The sequence below is a fragment of the Paraburkholderia sp. USG1 genome, from assembly GCF_031570135.1.
Classification (GTDB): domain Bacteria; phylum Pseudomonadota; class Gammaproteobacteria; order Burkholderiales; family Burkholderiaceae; genus Paraburkholderia; species Paraburkholderia dioscoreae.
Genome location: NZ_JAMWXW010000004.1, coordinates 207,192 through 223,362, shown reverse-complemented (window position 1 = coordinate 223,362; position 16,171 = coordinate 207,192). Strand labels below are relative to the sequence as shown.

Sequence of the window (16,171 nt, the reverse complement as noted above, 5' to 3'; positions counted from 1 at the left end):
GCGTTAGCACGTCCCGGTGCGCAGTGAAGGCGTCCAGAAAACAGACGAAGTCCATTCTTGCTAAAGTCTGCCGATGCACACCGTTGAAACCGTACTCCTGGTACTGATGTTAGGGGCGCTTACCGGCGTCGCTTCCCGCTACATCCGCACCATTCCCCTGCCGTTGATCCAGATTCTTCTCGGGGCCGCGCTATCCTGGCCTCGTCAGGGTCTGCACATCGTATTCGACCCGGATCTGTTCCTGCTCCTGTTCATCCCGCCACTGCTATTCGCCGATGGCTGGCGTATTCCGAAGCGCGAATTCTTCGCGCTTTACAAGCCCATACTAAAGCTCGCATTCGGCCTCGTCCTGTTCACCGTGGTCGGCCTGGGCTATCTGATCCACTGGCTGATCCCGGAGATGCCGCTGACAGTTGCGTTCGCGCTCGCCGCCGTGGTGTCCCCCACGGACGCGGTCGCCGTCTCGGCGATCACGCGCAATCTGGGCATGCCTTCGCAGACCATGCGCGTGCTGGAAGGCGAGTCGCTATTGAACGACGCATCGGGCCTGGTGGCTTTGAAGTTCGCCATTGCGGCCACGCTCACCGGCTTGTTCTCGTGGACCCATGTCGCGCGGGACTTCATCTGGATCGCCTTCGGCGGAATCGGCGCGGGAGCGCTCATCGGCTGGGGCTTCTCCGTGGCACGCGACACCGTGACGCGGCGCCTGGGCGACGTGGCCGCCACCCAGATGGCGCTCCTGCTGGTGCTGCTGCCTTTCGCAGCCTATATCGTGGGCGATCGGCTCGGCGTCTCGGGCATTCTGGCTGCCGTGGCCGCCGGCGTCATGACGAATTTCGCCGATCTCGATCGCAGCGAGTTCGTGGCGGAACGCATGCAGACGGAAGGCACATGGACCATGGTCGAATCCGCCTTCAACGGCGCGATCTTCCTGCTTCTCGGCCTGCAGTTACCGTCCATCATCGGGACACCGTTGCGGGAAGCCGGCCATCAATGGTGGATTCTCGCGGGTTACGCGGTCGCCATCTCGTCGGCGCTATTGTTGCTGCGCTGGATCTGGCTGACGCTCGGCGTCCAGGGCAGCCTGTGGCGCGCGCATGCGGAAGGGAAACTGGTCGAGAAGCCCTCGTACCTGCTGACGCTTGCAAGCACGCTGGCCGGCATCCGCGGCGCGGTGACGCTCGCCGGCGCTCTCTCGCTGCCACTGCTGCTCAACGACGGCGCACCTTTTCCGGCCCGCGACCTGCTGATTTTCCTCGCGACGGGCACGATTCTCTTCACGCTGGTGGTCGGGACCATCGGTCTGCCGCTGGTTCTCAAGCGCATGCCGGCGGGTGGCGAGCCGGCATCGGCCCGGGAGGAACGCCGTGCGCGGGTCGCCGCCTGTAAAGCCGCGATCGCCAGCATGGTGCTCGGCAAGGAACAGGCGGAATCCGTCGATCCGCAATGGCTCGCGCAGTATCAGGAATCGGCTGGGCGCCTGACCCAGGAGTATCGCAAACGCATCGATCTGCTGGAGGATCCTGCGCCGCCCGCTACACCCGAGGCACTTGCGGAAGCCCCCGACGTGGTTCGCCAGCGCCGTCATCGCTATGTGGTGGAACTCGAATTGCGCCTGAAGTCGCTGCACGTCGAACGCAATGCGCTTTACGCGGAAAGGCATGAACAGCGTATCAACGACGAATCGCTGCGCAGTCTGGTCGCTGAACTCGACCTCGCCGAAGCCTCGCTGCGCAAACGGCTCGATGTGGCTCGCCGGGCGGCAGGCTTGACAGGCGCACGCGATTCCGTGAAGCAGGACACGTGAGGGTTGCGACGCTTCGATGCCGGCGCAATGAATGAAGTCGACTCTTGAGGCCGCACTACATCGTAAACGCGATCGCGAAGCCCTATACCATCTTCAGACGGGCAAACGCGGCCACCTTCACGAAATCCAGGACGAATGCGAAGACGATGGCCGCGCCCAACATGGCGCCGATCCACTGCAGCGGTATCGGCGACATCAGTATTCCCCGTGTTGCCAGGGTCGCAATGATCGACACGTCCGCAATCGACGACACGATCAGCCACCGTCCCGGCCGGGAACTCCACAGACGCCGGCGTTCACGTACCACGTACAGGACCGCCTGGCCGCTGAACACCAGAATGACCGCCGCGAGCGTTTGCAACTGGCCGGTGCCCAGCTGCAGCCAGAACTTGCCGAGGGCGAGGATCGAGCTGCAAAACAGCAGATTGCAGGACGCCAGCACAATGCCCGCGATCGTCAGGTTGTTGATCCGCCAGGCATTGGGCCTGGACGACGGCCGCACGTTATCTGTCGTCGACGACATCGCGAGGAAATCGCCGGTTGTCATGAGCACGACCATCAGCATCGGTGTCAGGACCGCATGGCCGGTCATGATCAGGCCAACCGTCAGGAACAGCATCTGATCGATTTTGCGCGTCACCGATCGCAACGTGTAGGTGAGGATGCGCTGGAAAGTGACCCGCCCCTCGCGCACCGCGGCAACGACACCGCCCAGGCCCGGCTCGGTCAGCACGATACCGGCCGCCGACTTGGCGACATCGGTGGCCGTCGAGACGGCAATTCCCATTTGCGCCTGACGCAGCGCCGGGGCATCGTTCGCGCCGTCGCCACACATGCCGACAATATGGCCGCCGCTCTGGAACGCCTTGACGATGTGGAACTTGTCGTCGGGGAACACGCCCGCGAAAACGGCAAACTCTTCCGGACGCAATTGCTCGGGGAGCGGCCCCGGCGGACAGACCGCGCCATCGAGCCCGACCGTATGGGCTACTACGCCGGCGGTCGCCACGGCATCGCCGGTCACCATCACGGTGTGCACGCCCATTCCGAGCAGGTCCGTGATCAGCCTCGCGGAATCGTCTCTGGGCGGATCGCTCAACGCGATCAGGCCGGCCACCTTGAGCTCATCCGGAGCGCCGACTCCGACCGCCAATACGCGAAATCCTTTGGCTTCGAGAGCCTGCTCAGCGACGGCCGCTTCCGGCGACGATTGCGTCAGGGCACTTACACGCGCGAACGCGCCTTTGACAATGCGAACTGTGCGATCGTCCTTATCCGTTGCGAGCGCCTCGGACATCTTTTCCGCCGGGTCAAACGGCACGAACCTGACAAGCCTGGGCAAATCCGCCGCGCAAGCGGGCCGGGACGCGTTGCGGATCGCCGCATCGACCGGGTCCTGGCCGCCCTCGGAGCTGGCCAGCGCGGCAAGCGCGAGCACATGCGGCTCATCGAAACCCGGCATTGCGTGCACCGCGGTCACCGCCAGTTCGTTGCGCGTCAACGTGCCCGTCTTGTCGGCGCAGAGAACGTCTATCGAGGCCGCTTCATCGATCGCGGACAAGCGGGTGGGAAGAACGCCCAGCTTCGCGAGTACCCTGGCGCCCAAGGCGGTCGCGAGCGTGAAGGTGGCCGGCAACGCCACGGGAATCGCTGCCAGGATAGCGGTGAGTGCGAGCGGCACGATCTCGACCAGCGGCATCCGCAGCGAGGCCGCATAGCCGATCTGCACGAGAACGATCACGCCATTGAACATGGCAAGATTTCGCACCACCCGCATCACGGCCTGCTGCTGCGAGCTGGGAACGCGGGCGATACGAACCAGCTCGGCGGTTTGGCCGAATTTCGTGCGGCTGCCCGTTGCGGTGACTTCCGCAACCGCTTCGCCGCGCCGCACGAGCGCACCGGCGTAAGTCTGCAACCCAGGACCGCCTTCGACGGGCAGAGACTCGCCCGTGAGGGTCGATTGATCGAGCAGCACCTCGCCTTCGATCAGGCGGACATCGGCGCCCACAATGCAGCCAAGCGAAAGCTTCACGATGTCGCCCGGCACCAGTTGCCCGACCGGCACCGTCTTCCATGCGCCGTCGCGTCGGACCGGTGTGACCAGAGCGAGGCGGGACTTGAGCGCGTCGAGCGTTGCTTGCGCCCGGCTCTCCTGGAAGAAGCCCAAGGCGGCGTTGAATATCAGGAGCGCGGCGATCACGCCGGCTTCGACGTACTCGCCCAGCACGAGCTGCAGCACGATTGCGGCTTCCAGCATCCACGGCACCGGCGCCCATAACTTGCCCAATGCGCGGCTCCACGGAGACGTCGCCGTGTCGGGCACACCGTTCGGGCCGAAAACTTTCAGCCGGCGCTGCGCTTCGTCGCTTGTCAAACCGCCGGATGGCCGATCTTCGACACTGTGTTCAGAAGTTTCAGGTAAGGAACTCATCGCAAACCAGTTGAGGTTGGTAGAAAAGGAGGCAGCCGCCCTCGCCTCCAGCCAACGAAGCTTGCATACCGGACCGCGCCCGGACCGCGCCGTTCAGCGCCAAAAGACAGAACAATCGTAGGAGGTCATGGGCGCGTCCTGTTGATACAGGTCAGTCCGCAACGCGTCCCTTCCGGCGAATATTTTCAGGCATGCTCACCGGATCGGTATGACGAACTTGGCGAAACGCAATCCGCGGCCGCGCCAGGCTGCAATCAACGTCGTCAGGCCCGTTTGTTCGTTGATTTGCATCAATCCGTCACTGCGATGTGCGGCGCCTGATAGAGCCATCTCCCCTCGCACGGCGAGGCCTTACAGCAGCGTGACGCGAGGGTGCAGAAAGAACGCTGCTGGCAGCCTGTGCAGGTGCCTATTGGCAGCAGCCAGTGTCACCACGGTCGAACCAGAATGCTACCCGCCTATATATCGCATCGCGATTGCGTCAAACACGAAATGGGACACATGCATCCCGAGTCGCCCGATCGCATCGGCGCGATTCACGACATGTTGCTGATCAAAGGCCTGCTCGACTGCATGCAAACGTACGAGGCACCGCTGGCAACGGAGGAGCAGCTCGCGCAGGCGCATTCCCTGCCGTATATCCGCGGCATTGCCGACATGGCTCCGCTGGAAGGCTACGTGCGTGTCGATCCCGACACCAGCATGAACCCTTATACGTACCAGGCGGCCTTGCGTGCGGCCGGCGCGGCCGTGCTGGCGACCGATCTGGTACTTGCCGGCGACGCCTGTTGCGCCTTTTGCAACATCAGGCCGCCGGGACACCATGCGAAATATGCGGCGGCGGGTGGGTTCTGCTTCTTCAACAACGTCGTGGTCGGCATCCGGCATGCGCTGAACGTGCATGGACTCGCGCGCGTGGCGCTGATCGATTTCGACGCTCATCACGGCGATGGCAGCGAAGACATTCTCCACGCCGACGCACGGGTTCTGATGTGCTCGATCTTCGAGGACAAGCTGTACCCGTTCTGCGGTAACGAGCCTCGCGGTGACAATATGGTGAACGTGCCGCTGCCCACGCGCTCGTACGGCGACGTATTCCGCGCGGCCGTCACCGAGAAATGGCTGCCGGCGCTCGAAGCGTTCAGGCCGGAGATGATTTTCATCTCAGCCGGCTTCGACGGTCATCGTGAAGACGACATGGGCAACCTCGGCCTCGTCGAAGCGGATTATGCGTGGGTCACCGAGCGTCTTGTCGACGTCGCCAGGCGTCACGCCAGGGGGCGTATCGTGTCCTGCCTCGAAGGCGGCTACGAACTCTCGTCGCTCGCACGCGGCGTGGCCGCGCATGTGAGAGAACTCATTGGTATGGATTGCTGAGCGCATCTCATGGATAAACATTACCTGACGCCGCTGTTCTCCCCCAACTCGATCGTGGTGTTCGTCGGCAAGGCCGACGAACCGGACAGTCAAACCCATTACGGCCGGGCCGTGAGCGCCCTGATACGGGAGAGCGGCTTCGCCGGACCGGTCACGTTTCTCGACGTGGGCATGACCGGCACGCTCGGCGAACTGGCCCATTCGCGCGCCGATCTGGCGGTCATCGCCCTGCCGGACGACGAGTTGCCGTCCGCTCTGGAAGTCGCCGGACGTATTCAATGCCAGGCGGCACTGATCATTTCAACCGGTGTCGATCAGGCGCATGCCAAAGATCTGCACGCCATTGCGCGCAAACACGGCATTCAGTTGCTAGGGCCGAACTGTCTCGGCTATCAACGCCCACGGCTGAACATCAACGTCGGCGTCGTGGGACCGCTGGCGCAGCAGGGACCGCTCGCCCTCGTTTCGCAGTCGGGTGCGCTGACCTCTTCGATACTCGACTGGGCCGACAAGAATGCAGTCGGCTTCTCGACCGTGGTATCGCTCGGGCCGAATACCGCCGTGGATCTCGCGCAAACCCTGGATTTCCTCGCAACCGACCCGGCCACCCATAGCATCGTGATCTACATGGAAGGCATCACGAACGCGCGCCGGTTTCTCAGCGCCCTGCGCGCGGCGGCCATTACCAAGCCCGTGGTGGTGCTCAAGGCTGGCCGCAAGGCCGCTGCGTCGCAGGCGGCGCTCACCCATTCGGGCAACATCATCGGCAGCGACGAGGTCTTCGATGCGGCTTTGCGCCGCGCCGGCGCAGTGCGCGTGAGATCGTTCGCCCAGTTGTTTTCCGCCGCGAAGTGTCTTGCCTCGCGCTATCGTCCGGTCGGCTCACGGCTGGCGATCGTGACCAATGGCGGCGGGCCCGGCGTGCTGGCCGTCGACTGGCTCACCGAACTGGGCCTCGTCCTCGCGCGACTCTCGCCCGACACGAGCGCGGCACTCGCGCCGCAATTGCCGCGGCTCGCGACCATTGCCAACCTGCTCGATCTGTCCGAAGAGGCCGGTCCGCAACACTACCGGGCCGCCGCCGCGGCCTGCGCCGCGGATAGCGAGGTGGACGGTATCCTGGTGATCTATTCGCCCAAGCTGGGCGTGGATCCGACCGCGGTGGCACAGGAACTGGTGCTCGCCAGCGCCAACATCGGCAAGCCGCTTCTGACCTGCTGGATGGGCGACCAGAAGGTCGCCGAGGCGCGCGAAATCATCAACGGCGCCGGCATCGCCACCTTCCGTTCACCCGAAGCGGCTGTCGATGCCTTCAGCAATATCGCCTCCTTCTATCAGAATCAGCAACTGCTGCAGCAGACTCCGCCTCCGCTGTCGCAACTGGCCAAACCGGATCTGGCGGGCGCGCACATCCTGATTGAAAGCGTGCTGGCCGAACGGCGCAAAGTGCTGACGGAAATGGAATCGAAAGCGCTGCTGGCGGCTTTCCATATTCCGATCACGCAAACCATCCTCGCCCACAACGCCAACGAAGCGATGCTGATTGCCAGCCAGATCGGCTATCCGGTCGCGCTGAAAATCGACTCGCCCGACATTGCGCACAAATCCGACGTTCAGGGCGTCGTCCTCAACGTGCTCAACGCCACCAGCGTGCGCGATATCTACAACGACATGATCGCGACCGTGCGCCGGCTCAGGCCGGACGCACGGATCAACGGCGTGACCATTCAGAAAATGTCCGGCAAGAAGCACGGGCGCGAGCTGTATATCGGAGTGGTCACGGATCAGCCGTTCGGTCCGGTTATCACGTTCGGCGCGGGCGGCACCATGATCGAGCTGATCAACGACCGCGCGGTCGAATTGCCGCCGCTCAACCAGTTCCTCTCGCAACGCCTGATCCAGCGGGTGCGTTCGGCTGAAACGCTGGGTGAGTGGCGCGGCGCGCCGGCCGTGCGCAGCGAGGCGATCGAGCACGTGCTGTTGCGCGTATCGGAGATGGTGTGCGCACTGCCGCAACTGCGCGAGATGGACATCAATCCGCTGATCGTGGACGAAGCCGGCGCGCTGGCGGTCGATGCGCGCGTGGTGATCGACAACGCGCAACCGCTGCTGCACAGCTACGACCATCTGTCGATCCTGCCGTACCCTTCCAGCTACACGCAGGAATGGCCCATGCGCGGGGGCGGACAATACACGTTGCGCCCGATCCAGCCGGACGACGCCGAAATGCTGCAGGCCTTCGTGCGCAAGCTGTCGGACCGGTCGCGCTATTACCGCTTCGTGTCGTCGCTGCGCGAACTTTCCGTGCCCATGCTGGCGCGTTACACGCTGATCGACTACGACCGTGAAATGGCGCTGGTGGCGGTCTGCAAGGAGCGTACCGCGACCGGCGACGGCGAGTTCACCGAAACCGAGCGCATGATCGGCGTTTCACGCTACATTGCCAACCCCGACCTCACGAGTTGCGAGTTTTCGCTAGTCGTGGATGACGACTTCAGCGGCCAGGGACTCGGCTCGCGTCTGATGCTGTCGATCATGGAGGTTGCGCGCCACAAAGGCCTGAGTGAAATCGACGGCCTCGTGCTGGTCAAGAATACCAACATGCTGAAACTGATGAAAAACCTCGGCTTCCATGTGCAGACCTACGCCGAAGATCCTGATTTCAAACTCTGCAGCAAGACCTTGTAATGAATCCGTGCGCGGGCCTTCGTGCCCGGTTGACCGGTAGTCGTCCGCAGCGGTTGGCGTGGGTCGGCGTCGGTCGGCGTGGGTCGGCGTGGGTCGGCATATCTCACGCGCCTGGCGGCGTGACTGAGCGGGCCGCCGCATCGCTTCGCGCTTCATCCCGGGCCGGACCGATCGCGAGGCCCGCCTGCGCCAGCACGCGCCGCAGCCCCAGCTTCGGATACTGCCGGTCCACCGCGCGCACGTCGGCGCGCGTCTCGTCGAGAATCCAGTCGCGCACGTCGGCAGCCACGGGCCGCAACGGCCGACTCTCCGGCCACACCAGGCAGCAGCGCCGGTTCGTCACGATCAGTTCCTCTTCGGCCGGCAGCAGCGCGCCTTCGAGAAGCCAATGCGACACCACGTTGAGCCAGCCGAGCGCGACGCCCTGCCCAAGCAACGCCGCCTGCACGACGATGGCGTAGTCGTTGAAACTCAGCATGCTCGCGGCGTGCCGCCCCTGTGCCGCGAACGCGGCGAACCGGTCATGCCAGCCGCGCTCGCCGTCGTCCATCACGATCACCGTGTCGCCGTGCTTGCGGCCCGCCTCGGTCGCCGCTGTCTCGTGATAGCGGCGGTTGCACACCGGCAGCAGCGTCTCCGGCATCACGAGCATGCTGTTCTCGCCGATCTCGTCCTCGCGCAGAAAGCGCATGCCGAGATCCACGTCGACGAGCGGGCCGCCGATTCGCCCCGAGATCAGTTGAAACCGCAAGTCCACATTCGGAAACGCCTGGTTCAGACGGCTCATGCGCGGCATCAGCCAGTGCGTGGTGAACGCGGTGGACACCGACAGCGTGACCGACTCGACACCGGTTGCGCGCGCCTCGATCTCGCGTATCGCGCTTTCTATGCCGTTGAAGCCTTCGGATATCTTCCGGTAGAGGATTCTGCCGTTTTCGGTCAGTTCGATTCCACCTCGCACGCGCTCGAACAGGCGCACGCCGAGATGGTCTTCCATGCGCGAGAGCATGCGGCTCACCGCGGGCTGGCTGACATATAACTCCTGCGCCGCGCGCGTGAAGTTGCCGCAGCGCGCGGCCGCTTCGAACACGAACAGCGCGTTGGCGCTAGGCAGTTTTTTGCGAAGGTTGGGCATGACCTGATGTTATGCCCTATCCAACAATTTGGGAATTGCCGCCAAAAATGGCACGACCTATATTTTCCCTAACGCAGGCTTCTACAGCGAGACAGGACGCAATGGACGCACGAGCGAAAACAGGTGTTTCAATCCGATCGGCAGCGAAACGTTATGGCCACGTGGTGGCCCTCGACGACGTTTCGCTCGACATCGCCCCCGGCGAATTCGTCTCGCTGCTCGGTCCCTCGGGGTCGGGCAAGACCACCCTGCTCGGCATTCTCGGCGGCTTCGTGCAGCCCAGTTCGGGGGCGGTCTGGGTCGGCGAGCGCGACATTACATTTGCGCCGCCGCACAAGCGGGACATCGGCATCGTGTTTCAGAACTACGCGCTGTTTCCGCATATGAGCGTGGGCGAGAACGTGGCGTTTCCGCTGCGCGCGCGGCGTCAGCCGAAAGCGACGTGGGCCAGGAAGGTTGCCGACGCGCTCGCGATGGTCGAGCTCCCCGGCTACGAGAATCGCGGTATCGGCCAGTTGTCGGGCGGCCAGCGCCAGCGCGTGGCGCTCGCCCGCGCGATGGTGTTCGAGCCGCAACTGATCCTGATGGACGAGCCGCTCTCCGCGCTCGACAAGCAGCTACGCGAAACCATGCAGATCGAGTTGCGGCGGTTGCATCGCAAGCTCGGCGCGACGATCGTCTATGTGACGCACGACCAGCGCGAGGCGCTCACCATGAGCGACCGCGTGGCCGTGCTGAAGAACGGCCGGCTCGTGCAGATCGATACGCCCGAGCGGCTCTACGACCGCCCCTGCGACGCGTTCGTGGCGAGCTTCATCGGCGAAGCGACACTGCTCGCCGTAACGCGCGCCGGCGACGATGCCGTGCGTCTCGGCGATACGGTGCTGCGCACCGCGCACCCGCTGCCGCACGGCGACAGGCTGCTGCTCGCGGTGCAGACCGAGAAGCTCGTGATCGATAGCGGCGAGCCGCACGCGGGCGTCAACCGTCTGTCGTGCCGGGTCACCGAGGTGCTGTATCAGGGCGAAAGCCTGCGCGTGTTCGCGACCCTCGCCGACGGCACCGCCATCAGCCTCAGACAGCCCGGCGGACACGACGCGCGCCGCCGCATTCCCGAGCCCGGCGCGCCGATGAACGTCGTACTCGATCCGCAGGACACGATTGTCGTGCCCGCCTGATTCCGCTCCGATAGTCCCTGCCCACGTCCGGGCAAACCCTCTCCCGATTCACTATTCACAGCACACTGCAAAAGGATGATTTCATGAACCTCACCGATTTCAAGGTCCTGACGTTCGACGTCGTCGGCACGCTCATCGACTTCGAGCGCGGCGTACTCGGCTCCGTGCGCCGCCTTGGCGGCCCGGCCGCGAAAGACCTGACCGACGACCAGATCTTCGAGCCGTACCTGCGCGGCCGTGCGGCCCATCCGGGCCGTTCGAGCCATGAAATGGCGAACGTCTATCTGTCGCTGGCCAGGGAACTCGGTCTGCCCGACGACCCGCAATCGGCTGCCGCCTTTCAGCGCGACGTACTCGAATGGCCGGCGTTCGCGGATTCGGTCGCGGCGCTCAAGCGTCTGCGCAAACACTTCCGGCTGGTTGCCATGACCAATGCGGACCGCGTGGCGCTGTCGGCCTACGCGCACACGCTCGGCGACCCGTTCGACGACACCGTCTGCTGCGACGAAACCGGCGTCGCCAAGCCCGATCCGCAATTCTTCGCGTACAACCGCGGCCGTCAGGCGGCGTTCGGCTACAAGTTTGGTGAAATCCTGCATACCGCGCAGAGCCAGTATCACGACATCGGCGTCGCCACCCGGCTTGGCTATGCGACCTGCTGGATCGAACGCCGCCAGGGCGTGAAAGGCTTCGGCGGCACGCCCGTGCCGGAAGCCGTCACCACGCCGACTTTCAAGTTTGCGACGCTCGGCGCGCTCGCGGACGCCGTCGAAGCCGAAGCACGCCTCGCCGCCTGAGCCGATGCTCGCGCCGCCGACATCCCACACGCCCCCGCCTGATTCGCTCTGGCGGGCGCTCCTCGCCGCCTCGCCCGGCGCCGGTGCGGCGCTCAGCACCGGCGTGCCGCTCGCGCGCGATCTCGAGGTCGAGGTCGCGGTGATCGGCGCGGGCTATTCGGGCCTTGCCGCCGCGTATGCGCTGCAAAAGCGCGGCGTCGACTGTGTGGTGCTCGATGCGAACCCGGTGGGCTGGGGCGCGAGCGGGCGCAACGGCGGCGTGGTGTCGTCCAAGTTCAGACTGTCGTTTCCCACGATCGACAGGCTGCATGGCCTCGACACCGCGAAACGCATGCACCGCCTCGCGCACGAAGGCGTGCGGGTGGTCGAGACGCTGGTCGATGAATTCCAACTCACGCGCGCCCGCTTCGAACAGACCGGCAGCCTGCGCTGCGCTCACACGGAGGCTGCGTTCGCCGCGATTCGCGCCGAAGCCGACTGGGTTCGCGCGAATCTCGGCGATACCTCGATGACCGTGCAAGCGCGCGCCGAGATCGAACACGAGACCGGTTCGAAGGGCTTTGTCGGCGGCGTGCTGAGCGCGGACGCCGGCACCATTCTGCCGCTCGAATACGTGCGCGGACTCGCGCGCGGCCTTACGCTGCGCGGTGTGCCGATCTACGAATCGACGCCGGTGCAGCAGATGCATCGCGCACCCGGCGAGACGCGCGTGACGCTGCGCACGCCCGGCGGCACGGTGCGCGCGAAGCAGGTCGTCGTCGCGACCAATGCGTATTCGGATCTCACGGCGGCGACCTCGGCATATCAGCGCGAACTCGTACCGTTTCGCAGTGCGATGATCGCCACCGAGCGCCTTTCCGCCGAACTCGATGCGCGCCTGATGGTCGAGCGCCGCAGCTACACCGAAACGCGGCGCATGATGAAGTGGTTCCGCAAGGTGGACGGCCGCATGCTGTTTGGCGGACGCGACGCGTTCGGCAAGGAAGGGCAAACCAGCGGCTTCGACGCGCTGCAGCGTGCGATGGTCGCGCTCTTTCCGGATCTCGCGGACGTGCGCGTGGAATATCGCTGGTCGGGCTATGTGGGCATGACGTTCAACTCGTTGCCGCACGTTGGGCGCAGCGACGACGCCACGACCTTTTGTCTGGGGTATAACGGAGCAGGCGTTGCGATGGCGAGCCTGCTCGGCCAGCATGCCGCCGCGCTCGCGCTCGGCGAAACACCCGAGCTTTCGCTGCTCGGCGCACCCGGCTTGCGGCCCGTGCCCTTTCATTCGCTGCGCGCGCCGGGTGTGAGACTCGTTGCGGCGTGGTATCAGTTTCTCGACGCCGTAGGTGCATGATGACAACCGCCAAACGGATGCTCCAGGGCACCACCTCGATGCAAGCCACCGGGTCCGATCCCGCCGCGTGCTATCAGCGCCGCGAGGACCGCACGATGCTTCTGCTGATGGCGCCGGCGCTCCTCGTGATCGTCGTGCTGCTGGTCGTGCCGCTCGCGTGGCTGTCGTGGCAGTCCATCTATCACGACGGCTTCACGTTCGAAAACTACCGGCGCATGTTCACGGGCGCGTACCTCGAAACGTTTCTGCTGACCTTCAAGCTGAGCATCATCGTGACCGTCGTCACGCTGCTGCTCGGCTATCCGGTTGCCTACTTCGCCGCGTCGTTGCCACCCAGGCTGAGCGCGCTCGTGCTCGGCATGGTGATTCTGCCGTTCTGGACCAGCGTCCTGGTGCGTACCTACGCATGGCTCGTGCTGCTACAGCGCACGGGGTTGGTCAACAAGGCGCTGATCGCTTCGGGCCTGATCGACCGGCCGGTGCAACTCGCCTATAACCAGTTCGGCACGGTGATCGCGATGGTTCACATCCTGCTGCCGTTCATGGTGCTGCCGCTCTATTCGGCGATGCAGAAAATCCCGTCGAATCTTTCGCAAGCCGGCGCGAGCCTGGGCGGCTCGCCGCTGCACGTATTCCTTCGCGTGTTCCTGCCGCTCTCGATGAGCGGTGTCTTCGCCGGCGTGACGCTCGTGTTCGTGCTGTGCCTCGGCTTCTACATCACGCCCGAACTGATGGGCGGCGGCAAGTCGATCATGGTGTCGATGGTGGTGAGCCGCAACATCGAGATCTACAACAGCTGGGGCGCGGCGAGCGCGGTGAGCGTCGTGCTGCTGATCTGCGTGTTCGCGATCTTCTATGCCGCGAGCCGCGTGGTGCCACTCGAAAAGACCCTGGGCGCGAAATGAGCAAACTCCCGTTCGGACGGATCGTCCTCGGCGCGGTCGTCGTGCTGATCCTGCTGTTCCTGATGGTGCCGGTGCTGATCGTCGTGCCGCTGTCGTTCTCCGATACGCGCTTCATGACCTTCCCGCCGCCGGCCTACTCGCTGCGCTGGTATCACTCGTTCTTCGACAACCCCGCGTGGATCGACGCCGCGCGCACGACGCTGACCGCTTCGATCAGCGCCGCGCTGATCGCCACGCCGCTCGGCGTGGCCGCCGCGTACGCGATCCAGAACGGCACCCACTGGATCATGCGCTATCTGCGCACATTGCTGATGTTGCCGCTGATGGTGCCGATCATCATCGTCGCGGTGGGGGTGTTTTTCGTGTACTCGCAGGCCGGCTACGTGAACACGCTCGGCGGCCTGATTCTCGCCGACACGATGCTCGGCCTGCCGTACGTGCTGATCTCGGTCGGCGCCGATCTGCGGACCTTCGACCGCACTCAGGAGATGGTCGCGCGCAGCCTCGGCATGAATCGCTTTCGTAGTTTCATGGCCGTGACGCTGCCGCAGATCAAGGCGAGCGTGGTTTCCGGCGCGGTATTCGTGTTCATTCAGGCACTCGATGAAACGGTGGTCGCGCTGTTCGTGTCGGGCGGCTCGAACCAGACACTCACACGCCGCATGTTCGTCACGCTGCGCGACGAGATCGACCCGACCATCGCCGCGATCAGCACCATGTTGACCGCGCTCACGCTCTGCCTCGTAATGATCGTCGTGGTGAGCCGCCGTTCGGGCGCGGCACGCGCCTGATTTCTTCGCTCAAGACACCGATTGGGTATTGCGGGTTTGGCGACCGGGCCGATTCGTTAGAGTCGACCTTTTCGAGGGTCGATGCATTAGCTCGCCGGCTGGCTCTCCAGCACGCGCGCCGCCGCCAGCATGCCGCCCAGAATCTTGTCTGCCACCTGCTCCGGGAACCCTGCGGGCAGTTCGGCGCGGACTTTCTCTACGACCTCGGGCGTGCGGGCGATAATCTCCTGCAGGAGCGGCTCCGCATTGTCGCCATAACCGACCTTCCTGGCCGTGCTATTGAAGTGCCGCCGCTCGATTTTATGCACCTGATAGTGCTTATTCTTGCCGAGCAAGGCCATCGCCAGTTTGATTTCCTGGTCCGCCCACTGACTCGGCCCCTCGCCGACGACCGGGTAGGCGGACATCACGTCATACATTGGCGTCAGCCTGAAGCGTCCCGCGCCGCCGGCAAGCAGCTGGATACTAAAATTTTTGGCATGACCGTCCGGCGCCCGCATCATCCAGAAAATGATCTGCGAGGCCATGAGCGTGCGCATGTCTTCCGCCGCCTGCTGCGACTGCTGCAAAAGCGTGAACATCTGCTGGAGTCCCGGGCCGCCCTCATTCTCGTACCTGACCAGGGGTGACGTGCCGGTTGCCTGGCAGAAGTCCTCCTGGATAAGCCGGAACAACTGCTTTCCACTGCGCGAGAGCACCCGGTCGAAACGCTCGACGACGAGCACCCGCTGTGAGCCAAACGTCTCGATGCGCGCCTCTGCCGTGGGCAACCCGTACTCCTTGAACAACCGCAGGCACAGCCACTCGTTGTCGACCGAGGTGCTGAAGTCAGCCTTGCGCCCGCCCACCGTGCCGATAGGCAGCTTGAAGATGTGCGTTGTCGGCGTCGTGCCGCGCGGCTTCATCCATTGACCGTTCCACCTCAGAAAGGCGTCCTTCTCCTGCGCGCCGGCCAGCGAAATGCGGAAGTCGTCATCGGGATCTCGCGCGGCAGCGAAACGGTCCGGAGTGACGACTTCGAGCAGGTGCCGCTCGATGGCCTCTTCGTCGACGACGATACCCTCGACCGTGTCTATCCCTTCCGGTACAGCCTCGTCCGGCAAGAGCTGTATGGCCCCTACGCAGTCGCGGCCAATCGCGGCCAGGAGGTCGAATGCTTCGATGGAGCCCGTCTTGAACCGCGCCGCCACCCGCTTTCGGATAGTCTCGCTATCCGGCAGCAGGCCGTCGAAGTAATGGGAGACACTGTCTCCCTTCAGCGGCTCGTTGTGGAGGTTGAATGGCAGCGACAGGGATATCGGGCGCCCACGCGCCGATTCGCACCACGCCTTGTCGTACTGCAGCTCGGACTCCCCATTGGCATTGACCGTCCAACGCCCGACGAAATCGCCGTTGGCCCAAAGGGAGAGGGTTTGGCTGTGCGAGCGGCGCCCCATGCTCACCACTCCGAGATGTTTTTCGACTCGACCCCGCCCCGCTCGCCGAGGCGCAACTCAAGCCCGATGGCCGAGCACCAGCTGAGCAACTGCTTGAAGCTGAGCTCATCCGGGTTCTTTTCCAGGTACGATATGCGGTTCTGACTCAAGCCGACGCGCTGCGCTACTTCCGCCTGCGTGAGCTTGCGCCGCTTGCGTGATGCAACGAGCAACTGACCGAGCTGGGGCGCGGTCACGAGGGCTTGGGAGGAGAGAACGGCGGGCATAAGAAATATCCGTTA

General features: G+C 64.3%; 12 protein-coding genes. 8 read left to right on the top strand and 4 right to left on the bottom strand.

Features of this window, described 5'->3' with window-relative positions; translation table 11 throughout:
• The first annotated feature begins 73 nt into the window (after window positions 1–73).
• A complete protein-coding gene (locus NE850_RS07505; RefSeq protein ID WP_007177189.1) occupies window positions 74–1,807 on the top strand; it encodes a Na+/H+ antiporter in 1,734 nt (577 codons plus the stop codon).
• Window positions 1,808–1,889: 82 nt separating this feature from the next.
• On the opposite strand, the gene NE850_RS07500 is transcribed toward NE850_RS07505, so the two are convergent.
• On the bottom strand, window positions 1,890–4,241 hold the full coding sequence (locus tag NE850_RS07500) for an HAD-IC family P-type ATPase (protein ID WP_310698586.1): 2,352 nt from the start codon (window positions 4,239–4,241) through the stop codon (window positions 1,890–1,892).
• A gap of 447 nt (window positions 4,242–4,688) precedes the next feature.
• On the opposite strand from NE850_RS07500, the gene NE850_RS07495 reads away from it, so the two are divergent.
• On the top strand, window positions 4,689–5,618 hold the full coding sequence (locus NE850_RS07495) for a histone deacetylase family protein (RefSeq protein WP_007177191.1): 930 nt from the start codon (window positions 4,689–4,691) through the stop codon (window positions 5,616–5,618).
• A gap of 9 nt (window positions 5,619–5,627) precedes the next feature.
• Entirely contained in the window at window positions 5,628–8,306 is a 2,679-nt protein-coding gene (locus tag NE850_RS07490) for a bifunctional acetate--CoA ligase family protein/GNAT family N-acetyltransferase (protein ID WP_310698585.1), read from the top strand.
• Between the two features lie 103 nt (window positions 8,307–8,409).
• Here the strand turns inward: NE850_RS07490 and NE850_RS07485 are convergent, their stop codons facing one another.
• Window positions 8,410–9,441: a LysR family transcriptional regulator gene (locus NE850_RS07485; protein ID WP_007177193.1), complete on the bottom strand. Its 1,032-nt coding sequence runs from the start codon at window positions 9,439–9,441 to the stop codon at window positions 8,410–8,412.
• Between the two features lie 101 nt (window positions 9,442–9,542).
• Here NE850_RS07485 and NE850_RS07480 point away from each other — a divergent pair, with 101 nt between their 5' ends.
• The 5 genes from NE850_RS07480 to NE850_RS07460 all read left to right on the top strand — a co-directional run bounded on the left by NE850_RS07480 (window position 9,543) and on the right by NE850_RS07460 (window position 14,454).
• Complete coding sequence (locus NE850_RS07480; RefSeq protein ID WP_007177194.1) at window positions 9,543–10,619, top strand: ABC transporter ATP-binding protein; 1,077 nt, start codon at window positions 9,543–9,545, stop codon at window positions 10,617–10,619.
• 83 nt (window positions 10,620–10,702) lie between these two features.
• Window positions 10,703–11,416, top strand: a complete 714-nt coding sequence (locus NE850_RS07475) for an HAD-IA family hydrolase (protein ID WP_007177195.1) — start codon at window positions 10,703–10,705, stop codon at window positions 11,414–11,416.
• A gap of 4 nt (window positions 11,417–11,420) precedes the next feature.
• Window positions 11,421–12,758, top strand: a complete 1,338-nt coding sequence (locus NE850_RS07470; RefSeq protein WP_007177196.1) for an FAD-binding oxidoreductase — start codon at window positions 11,421–11,423, stop codon at window positions 12,756–12,758.
• Window positions 12,758–13,663, top strand: coding sequence for an ABC transporter permease (locus NE850_RS07465; RefSeq protein ID WP_007177197.1), 906 nt, complete (start codon window positions 12,758–12,760; stop codon window positions 13,661–13,663). Before NE850_RS07470 ends, NE850_RS07465 begins: the two co-directional genes overlap by 1 nt.
• A complete protein-coding gene (locus NE850_RS07460) occupies window positions 13,660–14,454 on the top strand; it encodes an ABC transporter permease (RefSeq protein WP_007177198.1) in 795 nt (264 codons plus the stop codon). The genes NE850_RS07465 and NE850_RS07460 overlap by 4 nt, the downstream gene beginning before the upstream one ends.
• An 86-nt stretch (window positions 14,455–14,540) precedes the next feature.
• Here the strand turns inward: NE850_RS07460 and NE850_RS07455 are convergent, their stop codons facing one another.
• Window positions 14,541–15,890, bottom strand: a complete 1,350-nt coding sequence (locus tag NE850_RS07455; protein ID WP_007177199.1) for a type II toxin-antitoxin system HipA family toxin — start codon at window positions 15,888–15,890, stop codon at window positions 14,541–14,543.
• Window positions 15,891–15,892: 2 nt separating this feature from the next.
• Window positions 15,893–16,156: a helix-turn-helix domain-containing protein gene (locus tag NE850_RS07450; protein ID WP_007177200.1), complete on the bottom strand. Its 264-nt coding sequence runs from the start codon at window positions 16,154–16,156 to the stop codon at window positions 15,893–15,895.
• Between the last annotated feature and the right edge of the window lie 15 nt (window positions 16,157–16,171).